At 72.5% G+C, this 15,962-nt stretch carries 18 protein-coding genes and 1 pseudogene; 4 read left to right on the top strand and 15 right to left on the bottom strand.

Annotation, left to right across the window (positions count from 1 at the left end):
- Window positions 1–26: 26 nt before the first annotated feature.
- From BG482_RS07380 to BG482_RS07325, 12 genes are all read right to left on the bottom strand, one after another.
- The gene (locus BG482_RS07380) at window positions 27–629 is read right to left on the bottom strand and encodes a pilus assembly protein TadG-related protein (RefSeq protein WP_079141669.1); all 603 of its coding nucleotides are present in this window, start codon (window positions 627–629) and stop codon (window positions 27–29) included.
- Window positions 626–829, bottom strand: a complete 204-nt coding sequence (locus BG482_RS07375; RefSeq protein WP_069768076.1) for a Flp family type IVb pilin — start codon at window positions 827–829, stop codon at window positions 626–628. The genes BG482_RS07380 and BG482_RS07375 overlap by 4 nt, the downstream gene beginning before the upstream one ends.
- A gap of 142 nt (window positions 830–971) precedes the next feature.
- Window positions 972–1,778: a response regulator transcription factor gene (locus BG482_RS07370; protein WP_069768232.1), complete on the bottom strand. Its 807-nt coding sequence runs from the start codon at window positions 1,776–1,778 to the stop codon at window positions 972–974.
- Between the two features lie 32 nt (window positions 1,779–1,810).
- On the bottom strand, window positions 1,811–3,082 hold the full coding sequence (locus BG482_RS07365) for a sensor histidine kinase (protein ID WP_079141652.1): 1,272 nt from the start codon (window positions 3,080–3,082) through the stop codon (window positions 1,811–1,813).
- A gap of 17 nt (window positions 3,083–3,099) precedes the next feature.
- The gene (locus BG482_RS07360) at window positions 3,100–3,987 is read right to left on the bottom strand and encodes a DUF5936 domain-containing protein (protein WP_069768075.1); all 888 of its coding nucleotides are present in this window, start codon (window positions 3,985–3,987) and stop codon (window positions 3,100–3,102) included.
- Between the two features lie 24 nt (window positions 3,988–4,011).
- Window positions 4,012–4,956 (bottom strand): type II secretion system F family protein, encoded by a 945-nt coding sequence (locus BG482_RS07355; protein WP_069768230.1) that lies wholly within the window; start codon window positions 4,954–4,956, stop codon window positions 4,012–4,014.
- Window positions 4,957–4,961: 5 nt separating this feature from the next.
- On the bottom strand, window positions 4,962–6,296 hold the full coding sequence (locus BG482_RS07350; protein WP_069768074.1) for a CpaF family protein: 1,335 nt from the start codon (window positions 6,294–6,296) through the stop codon (window positions 4,962–4,964).
- A gap of 16 nt (window positions 6,297–6,312) precedes the next feature.
- A complete protein-coding gene (locus BG482_RS07345) occupies window positions 6,313–6,711 on the bottom strand; it encodes a TadE/TadG family type IV pilus assembly protein (RefSeq protein WP_069768073.1) in 399 nt (132 codons plus the stop codon).
- A 1-nt stretch (window position 6,712) separates the two neighbouring features.
- On the bottom strand, window positions 6,713–7,147 hold the full coding sequence (locus BG482_RS07340; RefSeq protein WP_079141651.1) for a TadE family protein: 435 nt from the start codon (window positions 7,145–7,147) through the stop codon (window positions 6,713–6,715).
- A gap of 1 nt (window position 7,148) precedes the next feature.
- Window positions 7,149–8,405, bottom strand: a complete 1,257-nt coding sequence (locus BG482_RS07335; protein WP_069768072.1) for an AAA family ATPase — start codon at window positions 8,403–8,405, stop codon at window positions 7,149–7,151.
- Between the two features lie 13 nt (window positions 8,406–8,418).
- Window positions 8,419–9,126 carry a Flp pilus assembly protein CpaB gene (cpaB, locus tag BG482_RS07330; RefSeq protein WP_069768071.1) on the bottom strand — a complete coding sequence of 236 codons (708 nt, stop codon included), beginning with the start codon at window positions 9,124–9,126 and terminating at the stop codon, window positions 8,419–8,421.
- Window positions 9,127–9,191: 65 nt separating this feature from the next.
- Entirely contained in the window at window positions 9,192–10,079 is an 888-nt protein-coding gene (locus BG482_RS07325) for a hypothetical protein (protein WP_107450426.1), read from the bottom strand.
- Window positions 10,080–10,329: 250 nt separating this feature from the next.
- Between BG482_RS07325 and BG482_RS07320 the strand changes: the two genes are divergently transcribed.
- Together BG482_RS07320 and BG482_RS07315 are read left to right on the top strand one after the other, a co-directional pair.
- Window positions 10,330–12,036 carry a chitinase gene (locus BG482_RS07320; protein WP_069768069.1) on the top strand — a complete coding sequence of 569 codons (1,707 nt, stop codon included), beginning with the start codon at window positions 10,330–10,332 and terminating at the stop codon, window positions 12,034–12,036.
- 75 nt (window positions 12,037–12,111) lie between these two features.
- Window positions 12,112–12,696 (top strand): GNAT family N-acetyltransferase, encoded by a 585-nt coding sequence (locus BG482_RS07315; RefSeq protein WP_069768068.1) that lies wholly within the window; start codon window positions 12,112–12,114, stop codon window positions 12,694–12,696.
- A gap of 22 nt (window positions 12,697–12,718) precedes the next feature.
- Here BG482_RS07315 and BG482_RS07310 read toward each other — a convergent pair whose 3' ends face one another.
- Complete coding sequence (locus BG482_RS07310; RefSeq protein WP_069768067.1) at window positions 12,719–13,324, bottom strand: hypothetical protein; 606 nt, start codon at window positions 13,322–13,324, stop codon at window positions 12,719–12,721.
- A 3-nt stretch (window positions 13,325–13,327) separates the two neighbouring features.
- Window positions 13,328–13,747, bottom strand: coding sequence for a hypothetical protein (locus tag BG482_RS07305; RefSeq protein ID WP_069768066.1), 420 nt, complete (start codon window positions 13,745–13,747; stop codon window positions 13,328–13,330).
- A 131-nt stretch (window positions 13,748–13,878) separates the two neighbouring features.
- Here BG482_RS07305 and BG482_RS07300 point away from each other — a divergent pair, with 131 nt between their 5' ends.
- The gene (locus BG482_RS07300; RefSeq protein WP_069768065.1) at window positions 13,879–14,391 is read left to right on the top strand and encodes a SigE family RNA polymerase sigma factor; all 513 of its coding nucleotides are present in this window, start codon (window positions 13,879–13,881) and stop codon (window positions 14,389–14,391) included.
- A gap of 66 nt (window positions 14,392–14,457) precedes the next feature.
- Entirely contained in the window at window positions 14,458–15,732 is a 1,275-nt protein-coding gene (locus tag BG482_RS07295) for a hypothetical protein (protein WP_069768064.1), read from the top strand.
- Here BG482_RS07295 and BG482_RS44520 read toward each other — a convergent pair.
- Window positions 15,701–15,962 (bottom strand): annotated as a pseudogene (locus BG482_RS44520) (hypothetical protein); the annotation flags it as partial. The gene BG482_RS07295 and the pseudogene BG482_RS44520 overlap by 32 nt on opposite strands.

The raw sequence follows: 15,962 nt of genomic DNA, 5'->3' as shown, positions 1-15,962 counted from the left end.
TGTTTCCTTCGCTCGTCGTTCGCTTCTCAGTCGGCCAGGTGGACGTCGAAGAGGTCTTCGGGGCCCGGGAGGTCGGCGGGGTGCTCGGGGTCGGGATGCCATTCGCCGTCATCGCAGCTGAGCGTCGGCAGCGGTGCGTCGGCGGGGCCGGCCCCGGGCAGCTCGAACGTGCAGGCCGGTTCGATCACCGCGGTGGCGGTCGCCTTCGCGTGCAGGTTCTCGGTGCCGGGGACTATGGAATCGCCGACGGCGTTGGTGGTCTCCACACGCACGGTGTAACCGGGAAGCAGCCCGTCCGCCCGCCCGCACCCCAGTCGGCGGGCATTGTTCTGGGCGGCCAGCTGGTCGGCACGCCCGCAGCCGTTGAACACCGCATCTGTGGCATGGAAGACGGCCTGCCACTTGGTGGGGTCGCGCACGATCCTCGTCCACTCGTCGGTGAGCTGGTCCCTGGTGTCCAGGGCCGCCGCGAGCGCGGCCGCGTCCGCCGCCGTCTGGGCTCCGTTGCGGTTCGCCCCGGCCTGGCCCACGGCGAGGTAGGCGAGCGCCAGAAAGAGCAGACCCGCCACCACCATGATGTAGATGGGGAAGGCCTGCCCTGCGTCCGCGGACCGCGAGGACCTCGTCAGCCCGAGATGACCTCGTTGATCTTGTCGGTGATCGCGTTGTAGATCGTCTGCCCGATGTCCGTTCCCGTGATCGCCAGGACGATGGCCACGACCACCGCGATGATGCCCAGGTACTCCACCGCCGTCTGGCCCCTGTCGCTGCGGGCGGCGCGGGCCTGGACGTACGCGACGGTGGTGTGGATCCAGTTCCAGTTGGTCATGCTGTTCCCCTCCGGGTGTCGCGTGACCGGCTCGCTCGGCGCCGGTGCCGCTGTCGGCATCCTGAGCGTAGGCCTGAACGCCCGTTCCGGCTAAGGGCCTCAGGGCCCAATGCCGGGCCCAATCCCGAGTCGCCATCGCCCGTCACCCCACCCCTCGCCGGGGCGCCCCCGCAACCGTCCCCAGCCACTTGGCCGCGGCCTCGGAGCGGCTGCTGCTGTGCAGCTTGGCGAAGATGCGGTTGATGTGGTTCTTGACCGTCTTCTCGCTGATGAAGCAGGTGGCGGCGATCTGCCGGTTGTTCATGCCCGACGCGATGAGATCCATGATCTCCGCCTCCCTCCCGCTGAGCGCGTATCCGGCGCCACCCTCCGCCACCGATGCTCTCACAGGCGATTGCAACTGCGAAAGCGATTCCTCTGAAGTCAGGGAAAACAGGGGGACGGGATCCGCTTCGTCGTGTGCAGTCGCACTTTTCTGGATATGCTCCAGGACCGCCGTCGCCGCCGCCGGGGTGAGGTGCGCCCGGCCCACCGTGACGTCCCGCACCGCCGACACCAGCTCCTCCACGGTGAACTCCCCGTGCACGAGATATCCCCCCGCCCCGCCGCGCAGGGCCTGCTGGACGACTCCGGCCTCGTGGCTGTACGTCAGCATCAGCACGTGGGCGATCCGGGCCAGGTGGGGCAGGGCCGAGAGGCCGTCGACGCCGGGCATGCGGACGTCCAGCAGGACGACGTCGGGCCGGTGCCGGACTGCGGCCTCGCAAGCCTCGCGGCCGTCCGCCGCCTCCGCGACGACGGCGATGCCGTCCCGGTCGCGGAGCAGGGCCGCGAGACCCGCACGGACGACCGGGTTGTCGTCGGCCACCATCACCCGTACGGGGGCGGGCCGGGGCGGTGGGGGGAACAGGGGGTGCACGGCGCCCGGGGGCGGCAGTCGGTCCGGCATGACGTGGCTTCCGTTCGCGTGGGGGGTGTCGTTCACGGGCGGGACCCGGTGAGGGGGAGCTCCAGGCGGACTTCGGTGCCCCCGGGGTGCGCGCCGCGGCCGATGTGGATGCGGGCGCCGATGGCGGCGGCCCGTTCCACCATGCCGACCAGGCCGAAGTGGCCGTCGCGGCGCAGCTGTTCGAGCGTCGTGCCGTCGGGCAGGCCGCGTCCGTCGTCGTACACGCTGATGCACAGCGCGTCGCCGTGGACGCCCGCGTGGACGTCGACGTGGGTGGGATCCGCGTGGCGCTGGACGTTGTCCATGGCCTCCGAGGTGATCGTCAGCAGATGGCGGGCCACCGTGGGCGGGACCGGCAGCGTCGCACGGTCGCCCGTGGCGTGGTAGCTCGCGGCCAGGCCGGTGCGGTCGGCGAACGCCCGGGTGCGGGCCGCCAGTTCGGGCAGGACGTCGATCTCCTGCGTGGGGTCCGGTGCGTCCCGGCGCAGTTCGGTGAGGAGTTCGCGGGACTCGGCGGCGGCGCGGCGGGCGGCGCGAGCCACCAGGTCGGCGTGCTGCCGCACCCGGGCCGGGTCCATGTCCGGCGAGCCCGCCGACCGGGCCAGGGCGTCCGCGGCGAGAGCCACCCCCTGCAGCGTCTTGGCCACGGAGTCGTGCATCTCACGGGCCAGCCGGGCGCGCTCCGCGGCGACCGCCTCGGTGACGGCGAGACGCGCCCGGACGGTGGTCAGCGCCTGCGTCGCCGAGCCGAACCGCAGCATGAGCCGGCGCAGGGTGGAGCCCATCGCGCCGGTGATGACGCAGAGGCCGGGCAGCAGCAGCCGGTCCGCGACGCCGGTGCCCGGGCCCGCGCGCAGGGCCGCGTAGACCAGCAGCAGGATCAGCGACTGCAGCGAGGCGAAGCAGGCGGCGCCCCGCCAGCCGTACACGAGGCCGGCGAGCAGCGGGGTGCAGACGCTGACGTAGGCGAGGGTCGTGTCCGGGCCCGCGGAGATCAGCAGCAGCGCGCCGAACAGGGTGTCGACGGCCAGCAGCGAGGGGTGGCGCAGCAGCAGCGGGCCGAAGCGTTCCCAGTCACGGAAGAGGACGTACGAGCCCATGAAGGTGACGACCACGGCCGCGCCCACCAGCCGGACGCCGATGCCGGGCGCGGCGTTGAGGAGCGCCGGGGGCGCGGCGACGGCGATCATCGCGAGCCGGAACCCGAAGACCTGCCGGCACATCGCCTGCAGCGCGTTGACCTGGAGGGAGACGTCCTCCAGGGCGGGCGTCCCGGTACCCCCCGTTCGTGTGATCGCCGCCATCGCGGTCCCCCGCTCGCCTAGTTGCCCGTGAGGGGGCTGAAGTCGGTGCCCGAGCCGAGCAGGAGGCCCGCGCCGAGCAGGAGCATGGTGGCCGGGACCATGAAGGTGGTGATCATCAGGGTGGCCCGGGGCACGGCGCGGGCCGCCTTGCGGCGGGCGTTCTGGGCGTCCGTGCGGCGCATGTCCCTGGCGATCGAGACCAGGGTGTCCACGATCGGCGCGCCGAGTTCCTCGCCCTGCTGAAGCGCCGTGACGAACATGGCGACCTGCTCGGAGTCGTTGCGGCGGCGCAGCTCGGCGAAGGCCTCGCGGCGGCTCACGCCGAGGTCCATCTGACGCAGGGTGATGCGGATCTCGTCCGCCCACGGTCCCTCGTACTTCGACGCGACCCGGCCGAGCGCCTGCCGGAAGCCCAGCCCCGCGCTCACCACGACGGCGAGGACGTCGAGGAAGTCGGGCAGCGTCCGCTCGATGACGTCCTTGCGGATGCGGATCGCCGCCCAGATGCCGACCTCGGTCCAGAACGCGGCGAACGCGAACAGTACGAGGGCCAGGACGATCCTGCCCTGCAGGAGGAAGACCAGGCCGCCGAACCCGCCCAGCGCGCCGTACACCGCGCGCCGGGCCGCGTACCGGTCGATGGTCAGGCCGCCCGGGTTGCCCGCCAGGTCTATCTTCCGCCGGTACCTGGCCACCTGCTTGGGTCCCATGAGGCGCAGTACGGCGGGGGCGTAGCGCATGCCCATCCGGTCGACGAGGGAGTCGACCGCGCCGGTGCGGGTGGCGCCGATCTCCAGGGCCAGCGCCAGGTCCGGGGGGAGCTTGGCGTCCGCCCGGTACATGCGCACGCCGACGAAGACGCCCCAGACGCTCAGGCCCATGACGGTCGCGAGCAGCAGTTCCATGGTTCGTGCTCCCTTCCCTGCGGCTCAGACGTCGATCCGGGACATGCGGCGGATGAGGACGAAACCGACCGCGTACAGCGTGAAGGCGATGATGACGGCGCCCTGGCCGAGCGGTGAGCCGGTCATGCGTTCCAGGGCGCCGTCCTTGACCCCGTTCATCAGGAAGAGGGAGCCCACCCCCAGCACCGGCACGGCGTAGGCGGTCGTGTTGACCTGCGACAACTGTGTGCGCACCTCGCGCCGGGTCTCCTTGCGTTCCTCCAGCGTCTCCGTCAGGTTGCGCAGGGCGCCGACGACCTGGCCGCCCGCGCGGTTGGAGAGGACCAGGGTGGTGACGAGGACGACGAGTTCGCGGGAGGGGAGGCGGTCGGCGAGTTCGCCCAGGGCGTCGTCCATGGAGTGGCCGACCGCCAACTGGTTGGCCACCTTGGCCAGTTCCTCACCGGCCGGCGCCTCCAGCTCCTCGGCGGCCATGCCGACAGCGGTGCGCAGCGCGAGTCCGGCGTGGGTGGCGTTGGCCAGGATGCGGGCGAGCTCGGGGAGTTGGTTGATGAACTTCTCGATGCGTTTCTGGCGCTGCCAGTTGAGGAACTGCCAGGCGGCCCAGATGCCGAGGAGCCCGGCCAGCGGACCGAAGAAGGGGGCCAGGGTGGCCTGGCCGATCAGCCACAGGCCGGCCACCGCCGCCAGCATGCAGGCGAAGAACTCGCCGGGCGTCACGTCGAGGCCGGTCGCCGCGAGCCTCAGTTCCAGCTTGCGGCCGGCCGTCGTGCGGCGCAGCCGTCGGTCCAGGCCGCGGAAGCGGCGCCGACGGCCGACGCCGGAGAGCTGGCCGGTGTGGGAGAGACGTTCGACCAGCTCCGCCCGCTGCGCCCGGCCGCGCCCGTAGGCGTGCAGGCCGGCGACGGCCAGGACGCAGGTCAGGAGGGCCACGCCGGTGGTGAGGGAGGTCAGGGTGTCGAGGTCCATCGGCGTCACCGGGTTTCCCTTGTCGTCAGTTCGTGTGCCGCTCGCGCCACTCCGAAGGCCTGCGGGATCGGCTGGCTCGCCATGTACAGGCGGTCCGCGGTGCGGCGTGGCAGCGGGAAGTACTCGAAGGCGCCGTGGACGCGGCCGTCCGCGGCCATCGGCTGGGCGTTGAAACGGGCGATCGTGGCCAGCCGGTACGGTTCCCCGCCGTGGCTGTCGAGCAGGGCGATCTCGGTGACGCGGCGAGCGCCGTCGGCGAACCGGGTGAGCTGGACGACGACGTCCACGGCGCTGTTGATCTGGTCGTGGAGGGCGACGAAGGGGATCTCGACCTCCGACATCGAGGCGAGGGTCTGCAGCCGCATCAGGGCGTCCTCCGCGCTGTTGGCGTGGACGGTGGCCAGGGAGCCGTCGTGGCCCGTCGACATCGCCTGGAGCATGTCGAGCGACTCGCCGCCGCGGACCTCGCCGACCACGATCCGGTCGGGGCGCATCCGCAGGGAGTTGCGGACCAGGTCGCGGATGGTGATGCGGCCGTTGCCCTCCACGTTCGGCGGACGGGACTCCAGGCGGATCACATGGGACTGCTGGAGCTGGAGTTCCGCCGAGTCCTCGATGGTGATGATGCGTTCGCCCTCCGGGATCAGACCGGAGAGCGCGTTCAGCAGGGTCGTCTTGCCGGTGCCCGTGGCCCCCGAGACGATCACGTTGAACTTCGCCTGCACCAGCCCGGCGAGCAGGTACAGCATCTGCTCGTCCAGCGAGCCGAAGCCGACCAGCTCGTGCAGGGTGAAGGAGCGGGGGAAGCGGCGGATGGTGAGGGTGGGGCCGGTGAGCGACAGCGGCGGGATGATCACGTTGACGCGCTCACCCGAGGGGAGGCGGGCGTCGACCATCGGGTTCGTCTCGTCCACCCGCCGGTTGACGGTCGAGACGATGCGCTCGATGGTCTGCATCAGCTGGTCGTTCGACGCGAAGCGCAGGGGTAGCTGTTCCACCCGGCCGCCGCGCTCGACGAAGATCGCGTCCGGTCCGTTCACCATGATCTCGGTGATCGACGCGTCCTCCAGCAGCGGCTCCAGGATGCCGAGGCCGAGCGCCTCGTCGACGACCCGGCGGATCAGCTGGGCCCGTTCCGCCGTCGACAGCACCGGCCCCTCGCGGCTGATGATGTGGCCCAGCACCCGTTCCAGGCGCGCCCGGCGCTCGGCCGCGGCCAGCGAACTCATCTCGGCGAGGTCGATCTCCTCCAGCAGCTTGGTCCGGTAGGAGGCGACCAGATGACCGTCCTCGCCCCGCCCGTTCTCCTCGGGGGAGGTGATGCGCGCCCGCAGGCTCATGTCGGATGCCCTTCCCTCAGTGGTCGACCGGCATCGTGGCCGTCCGGTGGGCCTCGAAGTCCCCGACTCCGGGGATGACGGACGGGATGGTGACGGTGGACGTGACCCGGACCTCGTCGCCCGAGTACGCGGGCGCGCAAGCGGCGTCCAGCCAGCTGCTGACCGCCCGCGCGCAGTCCCCCGCGTAGTCCTCGTGCAGGGACGCGCTGCGCGCTCCGGTACGGGCCGCCGTCCCCGCCTGCTGGGCGCCGTAGGCGACCAGGCCGAGCTGCACGGCGGCCAGCGCCACGGCGAGCAGCACCGGGAGGAACCCCAGGTACTCGATGGCCGCCTGCCCCCGGTCGCGCCCCTGCCCCCGCCCGAGCCCGCGGCCTGGCCCGCCGCCGCTCCCGCTGCCGCGCCTTCGGTGCGCCATCTCAGTCGCCGTCCTCTTCCTCGACCGCGCCCGCGTGAGCGTGCACGGTGAACGGCAGGTTGAAGGCGCCGGGGAAGAGGACGGGGACGTGCAGGGTGACGTCGGCCGTCACGAATCCGCTGCCGCCGCAGGACACGTCGGCGTCCGCCTGCCACGCGTCGGACAGCTTGTCGGTCCCCGCCTCCTGACACACCGCTTCCCGCTCCCCCGGCTCGGCTGCCGTCCCCGCCCGCACCGCCTCGTCGGCAGCATTCCCCGCGAGCGTGTACGTGTATCCCAGGAGGACGAACTGCCACACCACCACCAGGGTCACGATGATCAGCGGTGTCATGCCGAGGAACTCGACGGTCACCTGGCCCCGGTCACGCGCGTGGGAAGCCTTCGCGAGGCTCCGCACGAAGCCCTTCACGCGCGCCCTCGCCTGCCGTGGGGTCATCTCACTCCCTCCGCCGCCGGAACCCCGCCGGACCCCGGTCAGGGCCGCGTCCGCGGCCGCCGCTCCTGCGCACGAGGGCCGTCTCCGGCGCCTTGACCAGCCCCAGTTCGCCGGCGAGCGCCCACAGCGCCTGGCGGACGGCGCCCCTGGCGTCGAGGGCGTGGACGCGGCCGGCGTCGACCGCGGCCTGGAGTTCCTTGAAGTTGGCGGGGACCGTGGTCGCGGCGACGGTCGTGCCGGTGATCTTCTGGATGAGCGAGGGCTGGATCTCGGTGGCGCGGCTGTGGCGGTTGACGACCACGGTCGTCTCCTCGGCCTTGCGGATCTGCAGCCGGTCCCACATGCGGACGGTGCGTTTGGCGCCGCGGACGGCGACCACGTCGGGGGTGGTCACCAGCAGGGCCCGGTCGGCCAGTTCGACGGCGACCGCGCCCGCGCCGCTGAGCTGGGCGCCGCAGTCCACGACCACCACCTCGTAGCGCGCGCGCAGGGCGGTGAGGATCTGGCGGGCGGCGCGGTCGGTGACCTCCTCGCCGCGCTCGCCCTCGCCGGGGGCGAGCAGCAGGGCGACGCCGGTGTCGTGGCGGAAGACGGCCTCGGAGAGGATGCGGGGCGAGATGTCGGCGATGGCGGCGAGGTCGACGACCGAGCGGCGGAACTGGACGTCCAGGTAGGAGGCGATGTCTCCGGCCTGCAGGTCGAGGTCGACCAGGGCGGTGGGACGGCCGGAGGCCTGTGCGGCGAGGGCGAGCTGGACGGCCGTGAGGGTCGCACCGACACCTCCCTTGGCGCCACTGACGGTGACGACGGTGCCGCCGACGCCGGTGAACACGTCGCCGCCGTGGCCGAGGTGACGTCGTACGCCGACCGACCACTGGGCGACGGCCTGTACGCGGTTGGCGAGGTCCTCGTAGCTCAGCGGCAGGGTGACCAGGCCGCGGGCGCCGGAGTCCATGGCGGCGGCGAACAGGCTGGGGCCCGCGTCGGTGGTGACGAGGATGACGCCGACCGCCGGGAAGCGCAGCGCGACCTCGCGGACCAGCTCCAGCGCCGGTACCGGGCCGATGCGTTCGTGGACGACGACGACCTCGGGCAGTTCGTCGACGGACTCCGCGGCGAGGCGGGCGAGGGTGTCCACGAGCTGGGTGGAGTCGCCGACCGGGGTGACCGGTTCGGCGTCCGGGAGCTGGCTGAGCAGGGTGGTGAGGGAACGGACCGCGTCCGCGTCGCCGACGGCCGGGAGGATCCTCGTGGGCATGGGCGGCGGCCTCTCACTTGTCCGTGGTGAGTTCGTACGTGCGGTCCTTGTCGGGGACCGTGGCGCTGCCGCCGGGTGCGACGAGGGCGAGGCGGACGCGCTTGGCGAACGACTCCGCGTACGTGATGCGCTGGGCGTCGAGGGTGGACAGCGCGAAGGTGATGGGGACGGCGTCGGTGGCCGAGCGGTTCCGGTCGTTCTGGTCCGGCTCCAGGGCCTTGATCTCGCCGACGTCGAGGACGCGGGCGCCGGTGACGATGATCTTCGACTGGTCGGGGTCGCCCTCCTTGGCCCCCTCGAAGGTGGCGTAGACGTTGACCGCCGAGCCCGGGGTTATCTTGCCGGCCACGCCGGTGGCCGCGTCGACCATGATGGCGACCTCCTGCTGCCCCGGCTGCAGGGCGGGCTGGTCGACGATCATGTCGCTCTGCAGCAGCGAGCCCTTCCTGAGCGTCGTCACGGCGATCTTGCCGCGGATGGCGGCAAGGTCGGTGACGGCGTTCTCGGACAGCCAGCGTTCCGGCATCTCGATCTTCTTGAACTGGTCCGCGCTCAGAGTGGTGTACGGCGCGACGTCGGCGCGCAGTTCGTACGCGGTGACCTCGGGGCCGACCTTGGACTTCACGTCGTCCATGACGGAGAGGACGCCGGCGAACGCGCCGAGGGCGCACACCACCGACAGGAGCAGGAGGATCACGCCGCGGCGCTGACGGGAGTTCATGAGCCGTACAACCTCGTCGGGGGTCGGGTCGGGCGGGCGGGAACGGGCGGGCGGGCCATGCCGGATCAGCCGCCCGCGGTGAGCGCGCGGGCGGTGTGGTGGGCGCCGGGGGTCCGGGCGCCGAGTTCGGCGGCGGACGGCGGGGTCGCGGAGCAGAAGACGCAGCGGTCGCCGATGACGTCGATGCCGCACCAGTGGCAGACGCTCTGCCGGACCGAGGCGACCAGTTGGTAGAGGACCGACAGGTCGGGCAGATAGGCGCAGAACTCGATCGCCTTTCCGGTGCCCCACCAGTCGGCGGACTCGGCGGGCAGCGTCGTCTCCCGCAGCCCCTGTGCCTTCCAGGCGGGGGCGAGGACATCGGTGACCCAGTCGGACTGCAGCTGACCGCGCGCGACCATCAGCCAGGTGCCGAACTCGGGTCCGGGGAGCACGGTTTCGGGGCCGGCGCGCACCAACTGCGGCTGCGGATGGGCGAGCACGCCGAACTGGCTGCCCGGGACCCAGGAGCGGGCGTGCGACTTCAGGCCGACGCCGGGGACGCGGTCGAGGCGGGCGACCGAGCCGAGGAGCGCTCCGGCGTGCAGGTAGTGGGTGAGCAGCCGGCCGGCCGAGGCGACGACGCCGGGGCCGAGGTCGCAGGAGGCGAGCTGGCGCAACTGGCGGGCCAGGACGGCCACCGCGAGCGGGGGGAGGTCGGGGCGGAAGAGCGCGATGCGGTCGCTCTCCAGGAGGGAGCGGACGGTGTGCAGTCGCTGCTCCACGGCGGCCGGCACGGCCCGCGAGTACAGGACGATCACATGCCCGTGCTGTTCGACGAGCGTCTGCACGGTGGCGAGGGCCTGTTCGAGCGGCTGCCGGTCCAGGTCGGCGAGGACGGCGGCGGGCAGGGTGCGTTCGTCCTGGGGCGGCAGCGCCAGGTCGGCTCCGGTCACGGCAATGGCTGTTGGCACGCGCAGCTCCCCGATTCCCGCGGTCCGGTCCACCGGCGTTACTCCGGTGCACCGGGGTGACTTCATTGCGTGACTACCTCAGCACTGTATCCAGCCCCCTGTGGCCGGAGAACAGCTTTCCGTAGCTGCCTGCCAACTCTTCTTTGCGCAACTCACAGCAAACCGGGGCAGGTTACGCGGCGACCGCCTCCACCGGCCCTCCACGGGCGAACCCCTTGACAACGGAATTGGTCTGGACCAACTTGTTGTCATGTCCCCACTTAAGCACGTGACACGACTCTGGCCGGGAGCCGCGGGCGCCGTCGCCGCCGCCCTCGTCCTGTCCCTGACGGGCGCGGCTCAGGCGTCCGCCGTGGACCTGAACAACGCCAGGAACGCCGGCTTCGAGGCCGGCCTGACCGACTGGACCTGCACGGCGGCGAGCGGCGCCACGGTCCCCTCCCCCGTGCACGGCGGCGTGTCCGCCCTCAGGGCGACGCCCGCCGGGCAGGACAACGCCCGGTGCAGCCAGACGGTGGCGGTGAAGCCCAACTCCACGTACACGCTGAGCGCCTGGGTCCAGGGCGGCTACACCTACCTGGGCGTCACCGGCACCGGCACGACGGACGTCTCGACCTGGACCCCGGACTCGTCGGCGTGGAAACAGCTGTCGACGACGTTCACCACCGGAGCGTCCACGACCTCGGTCACGGCGTACACGCACGGCTGGTACGGCCAGGCGGCCTACTACGCCGACGACGTCTCGGTGTTCGGCCCCGACGGCGGCGGAGGCGGCGACCCGGCTCCCACCGTGCCGAGCACCCCGGGCGGCCTCGCCGTCTCCGGCACGACGTCGTCGTCCGTTTCGCTCTCCTGGAACGCGGTGTCCGGCGCGACGGGCTACTCCGTCTACCGCGGCGGCGCGAAAGCGACGACCGTGACCGGGACCTCGGCGACCGTGACCGGCCTGACCGCCTCGACGGCGTACACCTTCCAGGTCACGGCGACCAACGCGGCCGGAGAGTCGGCGAAGTCGGCCCCGGTGACGGGCACGACCGCCGCGACCGGAGGCGGGGACGGAGGCGGCGGAGCCCTGCCCGGGCACGCCGTGACGGGGTACTGGCAGAACTTCGACAACGGCGCCACCGTCCAGAAGATCTCCGACGTCCCCTCGGCCTACGACATCATCGCGGTCGCCTTCGCCGACGCCACCTCGACGCCGGGCGCGGTGTCGTTCACGCTGGACTCCGCAGGCCTCGGCGGCTACACGGTCGACCGGTTCAAGGCCGACGTCAAGGCCAAGCAGGCGGCCGGCAAGAAGGTCGTCATCTCCATCGGCGGCCAGAACGGCACGGTGTCGGTCAACGACGCGACCTCCGCGGCGAACTTCGCGAACTCCGTGTACGCGCTGATGCAGACGTACGGCTTCGACGGCGTCGACATCGACCTGGAGAACGGCCTCGACCCGACGTACATGTCCCAGGCGCTGCGCTCCCTGTCCGCGAAGGCGGGGCCCGGGCTGATCCTGACCATGGCCCCGCAGACGATCGACATGCAGTCGACGTCGAACGGCTACTTCCGGACCGCGCTGAACGTGAAGGACATCCTCACGGTCGTCAACATGCAGTACTACAACAGCGGTTCCATGCTGGGCTGCGACGGCAAGGTCTACAGCCAGGGTTCGGTGGACTTCCTGACGGCGCTCGCCTGCATCCAGCTGGAAGGCGGCCTGGCCCCGTCCCAGGTGGGCCTCGGCGTCCCGGCCTCCACCCGCGGCGCGGGCAGCGGCTACGTCTCCCCGTCCGTGGTGAACAACGCCCTGGACTGTCTGGCCAAGGGCACGAACTGCGGCTCCTTCAAACCCTCGAAGACCTATCCCGGCCTGCGCGGCGCGATGACCTGGTCGACGAACTGGGACGCGGCGGCGGGCAACGCCTGGTCGTCGGCGGTGGGCCCGCACGTGCACGGGCTGCCGTAGCGCGGCGGAAGTCCGACGCGGCGCCGGCGGCAAATCGGATTGCACTCCGTCGGCCCGCTCGGATAGGAAGCCTGCATGTTACGAGGCAGCAAGGTCGGGCTCAGGGCCCGGCACGAGGACGACGTCGCGGTCCTGCACGCCGAACTCTACGACGACGTGGTCAACGCCTCGCGGTCCGAGGGCCGGGCGTGGCGGCCGCTCCCGCCCGACTCGAAGGAATCGCCGCATGTCGTCGACGACAAGAACGAGCGGCACGTCCCGTTCTCCGTGGTGGAGCTCGGCGGTGGCACGCTGGTCGGCGCCGCGTCGCTGTGGGGCATCGACCAGCACAGCCGTTCCGCGCACATCGGGCTGGAGCTGCTGCCGGCCTCCCGCGGCAAGGGGTACGGCGCCGACTCGGTCGCGGTGCTGTGCCACTACGGCTTCGTCGTGCGGGGCCTGCAGCGGCTGCAGATCGAGACGCTGTCGGACAACGCCGCGATGCTGGGCGCCGCCGAGCGCAACGGCTTCGTCCGCGAGGGCGTGCTGCGCTCCTCGGCCTGGGTGATGGGCGAGTTCCTGGACCAGGTGGTGCTCGGACTCCTGGCCCACGAGTGGAGGCCGACCCCGACGAACGGAACCGCCGTCCGACGGCCAGAGGGGCCGCCCGTGCGGGCCTGACGGGCTCTGGGCCGCGTTCGCCCTAGTAGAGGATCCGGTACGGGCGCGGGCGGTCGTTCCGTTCGTGGGAGGCCGGTGAACGGTCGGCCGGGGACGACCGCTGCGCCAGCGCCCGCAGCCGCTCCAGGCCGGCCAGGATCTCTGCGCGGTTCTGCGCGCTCTTCATCCACGCCGGCAGCCGGTCGCACATCGCCCTCGTCGACCGCCATCCTCCCCGCTCCCGCAGCCGGGCCCCGACGAAGGCCGACAGCGCCTCCACGTGCTCCTCGTCGTAGGCCCACAGGATCCGGCCGACGCAGCGGGTCTGCAGCCACAACGGCATCCGGAAGAACGGATCCTCGGTGCCGCCCGGCACCGCGCCGACCCGGCTGGAGCCGTCCGCCCGCGCCTCCCACCCGGCCGTCGCGCCGCACCCGCCGCACACCAGCCGGCGCGGCTGGAACAGGAGATCCGTGCAGTACCGGGGTGCGGGGACGCCCGGCCGGGGAGCCACCAGAGCGCGACCGCCGCAGCGTGGGCAGACCACGAGCACGCGGGCGGTGAAACAGGCGAGCGGGGCCCCCGGGTCGTGGTGGCGGACGGGCCCGCGGTCCGGTCCCGCCGGACCCGACGGCCGCTCGGCTGCCATCTGCTAGTAGCCCGACGGCCGGTAGTGGCCCAGCACCCAGGCCAGTTGAGCGAACCAGCCCTGCAGCCGCTCCCTCGGCTTCGCCGTCACCACGCACTCGTAGACCCGGCCGTCCAGGTGGACGACGGCCACCATCAGCGCCTTGCCGTTGGGGCTCGCCTTGTAGTGCACGCTGCGGATCTCGGGCCACGGGAAGTCGACGGTGATGTCGTACATCTCGAAGGCCACGCCCGAGGCGTCGACGACGACCGAGTTGTGCTTGTCGACCGCCAGGAACTCCGGCCCCGGCCCGGCCGGCCCGGGCTGCGGTGCGACGGGCTGCGGCGGGACGGGCTGCGGTGGGACGGGCTGCGGGGCGTACTGCGGCGGGGGCGGGCCGAAACCCGGGGGCACGGAGGGCGGTGGCGGCGGCTGGTCTGTCACAGCCGAAACCTACCCGGCGCCCTCTGTGGGCCTGCTTTCGGTCCGCCGTGAAACATTTCCGCCTCCCACCGCATCAGTGAGGTGAGGACAGCACGCCGACCGGTACCGGCACAGTCACAGGGGGAACATTCATGAGGCAGTCCGCCCGCGCGGACGAGTACGCCGAGTTCGCGGCGGCGCGCTCCGGGCATCTGTACCGATCGGCGTGTCTGCTCACCGCCGGGGACACGCACCTGGCCGAGGACCTGGTGCAGGAGACCCTCGGCAGGCTGTACCTGCGCTGGGGGCGCGTGTCCCGGGTCGACAACCCGGCCGGATACGCGCAGACCGTCCTCACCCGCACCTTCCTCGCCCACCAGCGGCGGCGCAGCAGCCGCGAGCGGGCCATGGCGGTGTTCCCGGACGTCGCCGACCGCGACGGCGCCGACATGTCGCTGCGGCTGACGCTGCTGCAGGCCCTGGGCCGGCTGCCCGCCAAGGACCGGGCCGTGGTGGTCCTGCGGTACTGGGAGGACCGCTCGGTCGAGGAGACCGCCTCCGCGATGAACGCGAGTTCGGCGGCGGTGCGGACGCGCTGCTCCCGGGCGCTCGGACGGCTGCGGGAGCTGCTCGGCGAGGACATGAGCGAGTACGCCAGACCCTGAGCCGCGGCCCCTCCTCGCCCCGGCCGACGACTTCAATCCATCCCCCGCGGAAGACGGTGGTTCACCATGCCCGTAGACCAGCACAGCGACCCTTTCGAGGAACAGCTCACCGCCGCCCTGCACGAGGCGGGCGGCGCCTTCGGCGGCCCGGGCGGCGCGCTCGTGGCCGCCGGTCAGGCACGCGGACACCGGTTGCGGCTGCGGCGCAGGGCCGCCGTGGCGGGTGGTGCGGCCGGTCTGGCCCTGGTGGGGGTGGGCGGGGCGCTGCTGACGCCGTGGGACGGTGCGTCCACCGCGAAGCCCTCCTCCGTCGCGGCGAGCGGCAGCGCCGGGCCGGCGTCCTACTCCGCCGACGACGTGGTCCGCACGCTCCGAAAGCTGCTGCCCCGGGGCGAGTTCACCGTGTCGGACGCGCGCGGCACGGGCGGGGACCTGCCGCCGCTCGCGGCGGGGGTGTTCGACGACGGCAAGGGCGCGGGGTCCGTCTCCGTGGGCCTGGACCGGATCTCTCCGGGTGCGAGCGGCGTCGATCCGTCCACCGCGGTGATGCCCTGTCCGAAGAAGGGCGAGCAGTCGCCCTTCGACAGCTGCAGCACCGAGGTCCTGCCCGACCGGTCCGCGATCACCGTCTACCAGGGCTACGAGTATCCCGACCGTCGCGAGGACACCAAGGCGTGGGGCGCGGACCTGGTCACCCCGGCCGGGCACCATGTGAGCGTCATGGAGTGGAACGCCGCGGCGGAGAAGGGCAAGCCGGTGACCCGGCCCGAACCGCCGCTCGCCGTGGCCCGGTTGAAGGCGTTGGCCGCGGCCTCCGACTGGCGGCGGATCATCGACGCCATGCCCGAGAGGAAGCAGGAGAGCCGGCCCTCCTCGCCGGGCTCGTCCGGCTCGTCCGCCCGTCCCGGGGAGATGGCCGGCTGGCTCGTCCTGCGCAAGCTCACCCTCCTGCTGCCCAAGAGCCTGCAGCGCGTCGCGCACGGCAGCCAGGAGACCGGCTACGCCTACTTCGTCGTCGACGACGGCAAGGGCGGCAGCCTGGTCCAGGTCAACGTGCAGCCGGGGATGTCCGATCCGGCCGGTGACCTGTACGGCTCCGACGCCGAGACGCTGCCCGACGGGACACGCGTCGCGACGCGTCAGGAGCCGGGCGAGAAGGGTGGCGAGGGCGTCGTGATGTGGACCGTCGACACCCTGCGCAAGGACGGCCTGCGGGTGGTGATCAGCGCTTTCAACGCCTCGGCGCAGGACCGGAAGGCGACGCGGGCCGCGCCCGCCCTGACGATCGGGCAGCTGCGGGAGATCGCGCTCAGCCCGCGGTGGCGCAGCGCCCAGGACTGACGGCGGAGGGACAGCGATGGACTGGCCTTCCGGCTCGGGACCGGGCGTCGGAGAGCAGGGCGGGGATCTCCCCGGTCGTGCCCGGCTCGCCGATCAGCGCAGACAGGCACGACACGCGGCGCCGGCCCGCGCCCTCGGCGATGCCGCCGGTCACCGCGTCGGGCGCGGGCGGGGCGCCGATCAGGGGCGGGGCACCCGTCGCGGGCGGGGCGAGGCGGCCGTCCGGGCCA

Source organism: Streptomyces sp. LUP30 (genome assembly GCF_001746365.1).
Lineage (GTDB): Bacteria > Actinomycetota > Actinomycetes > Streptomycetales > Streptomycetaceae > Streptomyces.
Note: the sequence above shows the minus strand (reverse complement) of the source record. Positions and strands in the feature narration are given on the sequence as shown.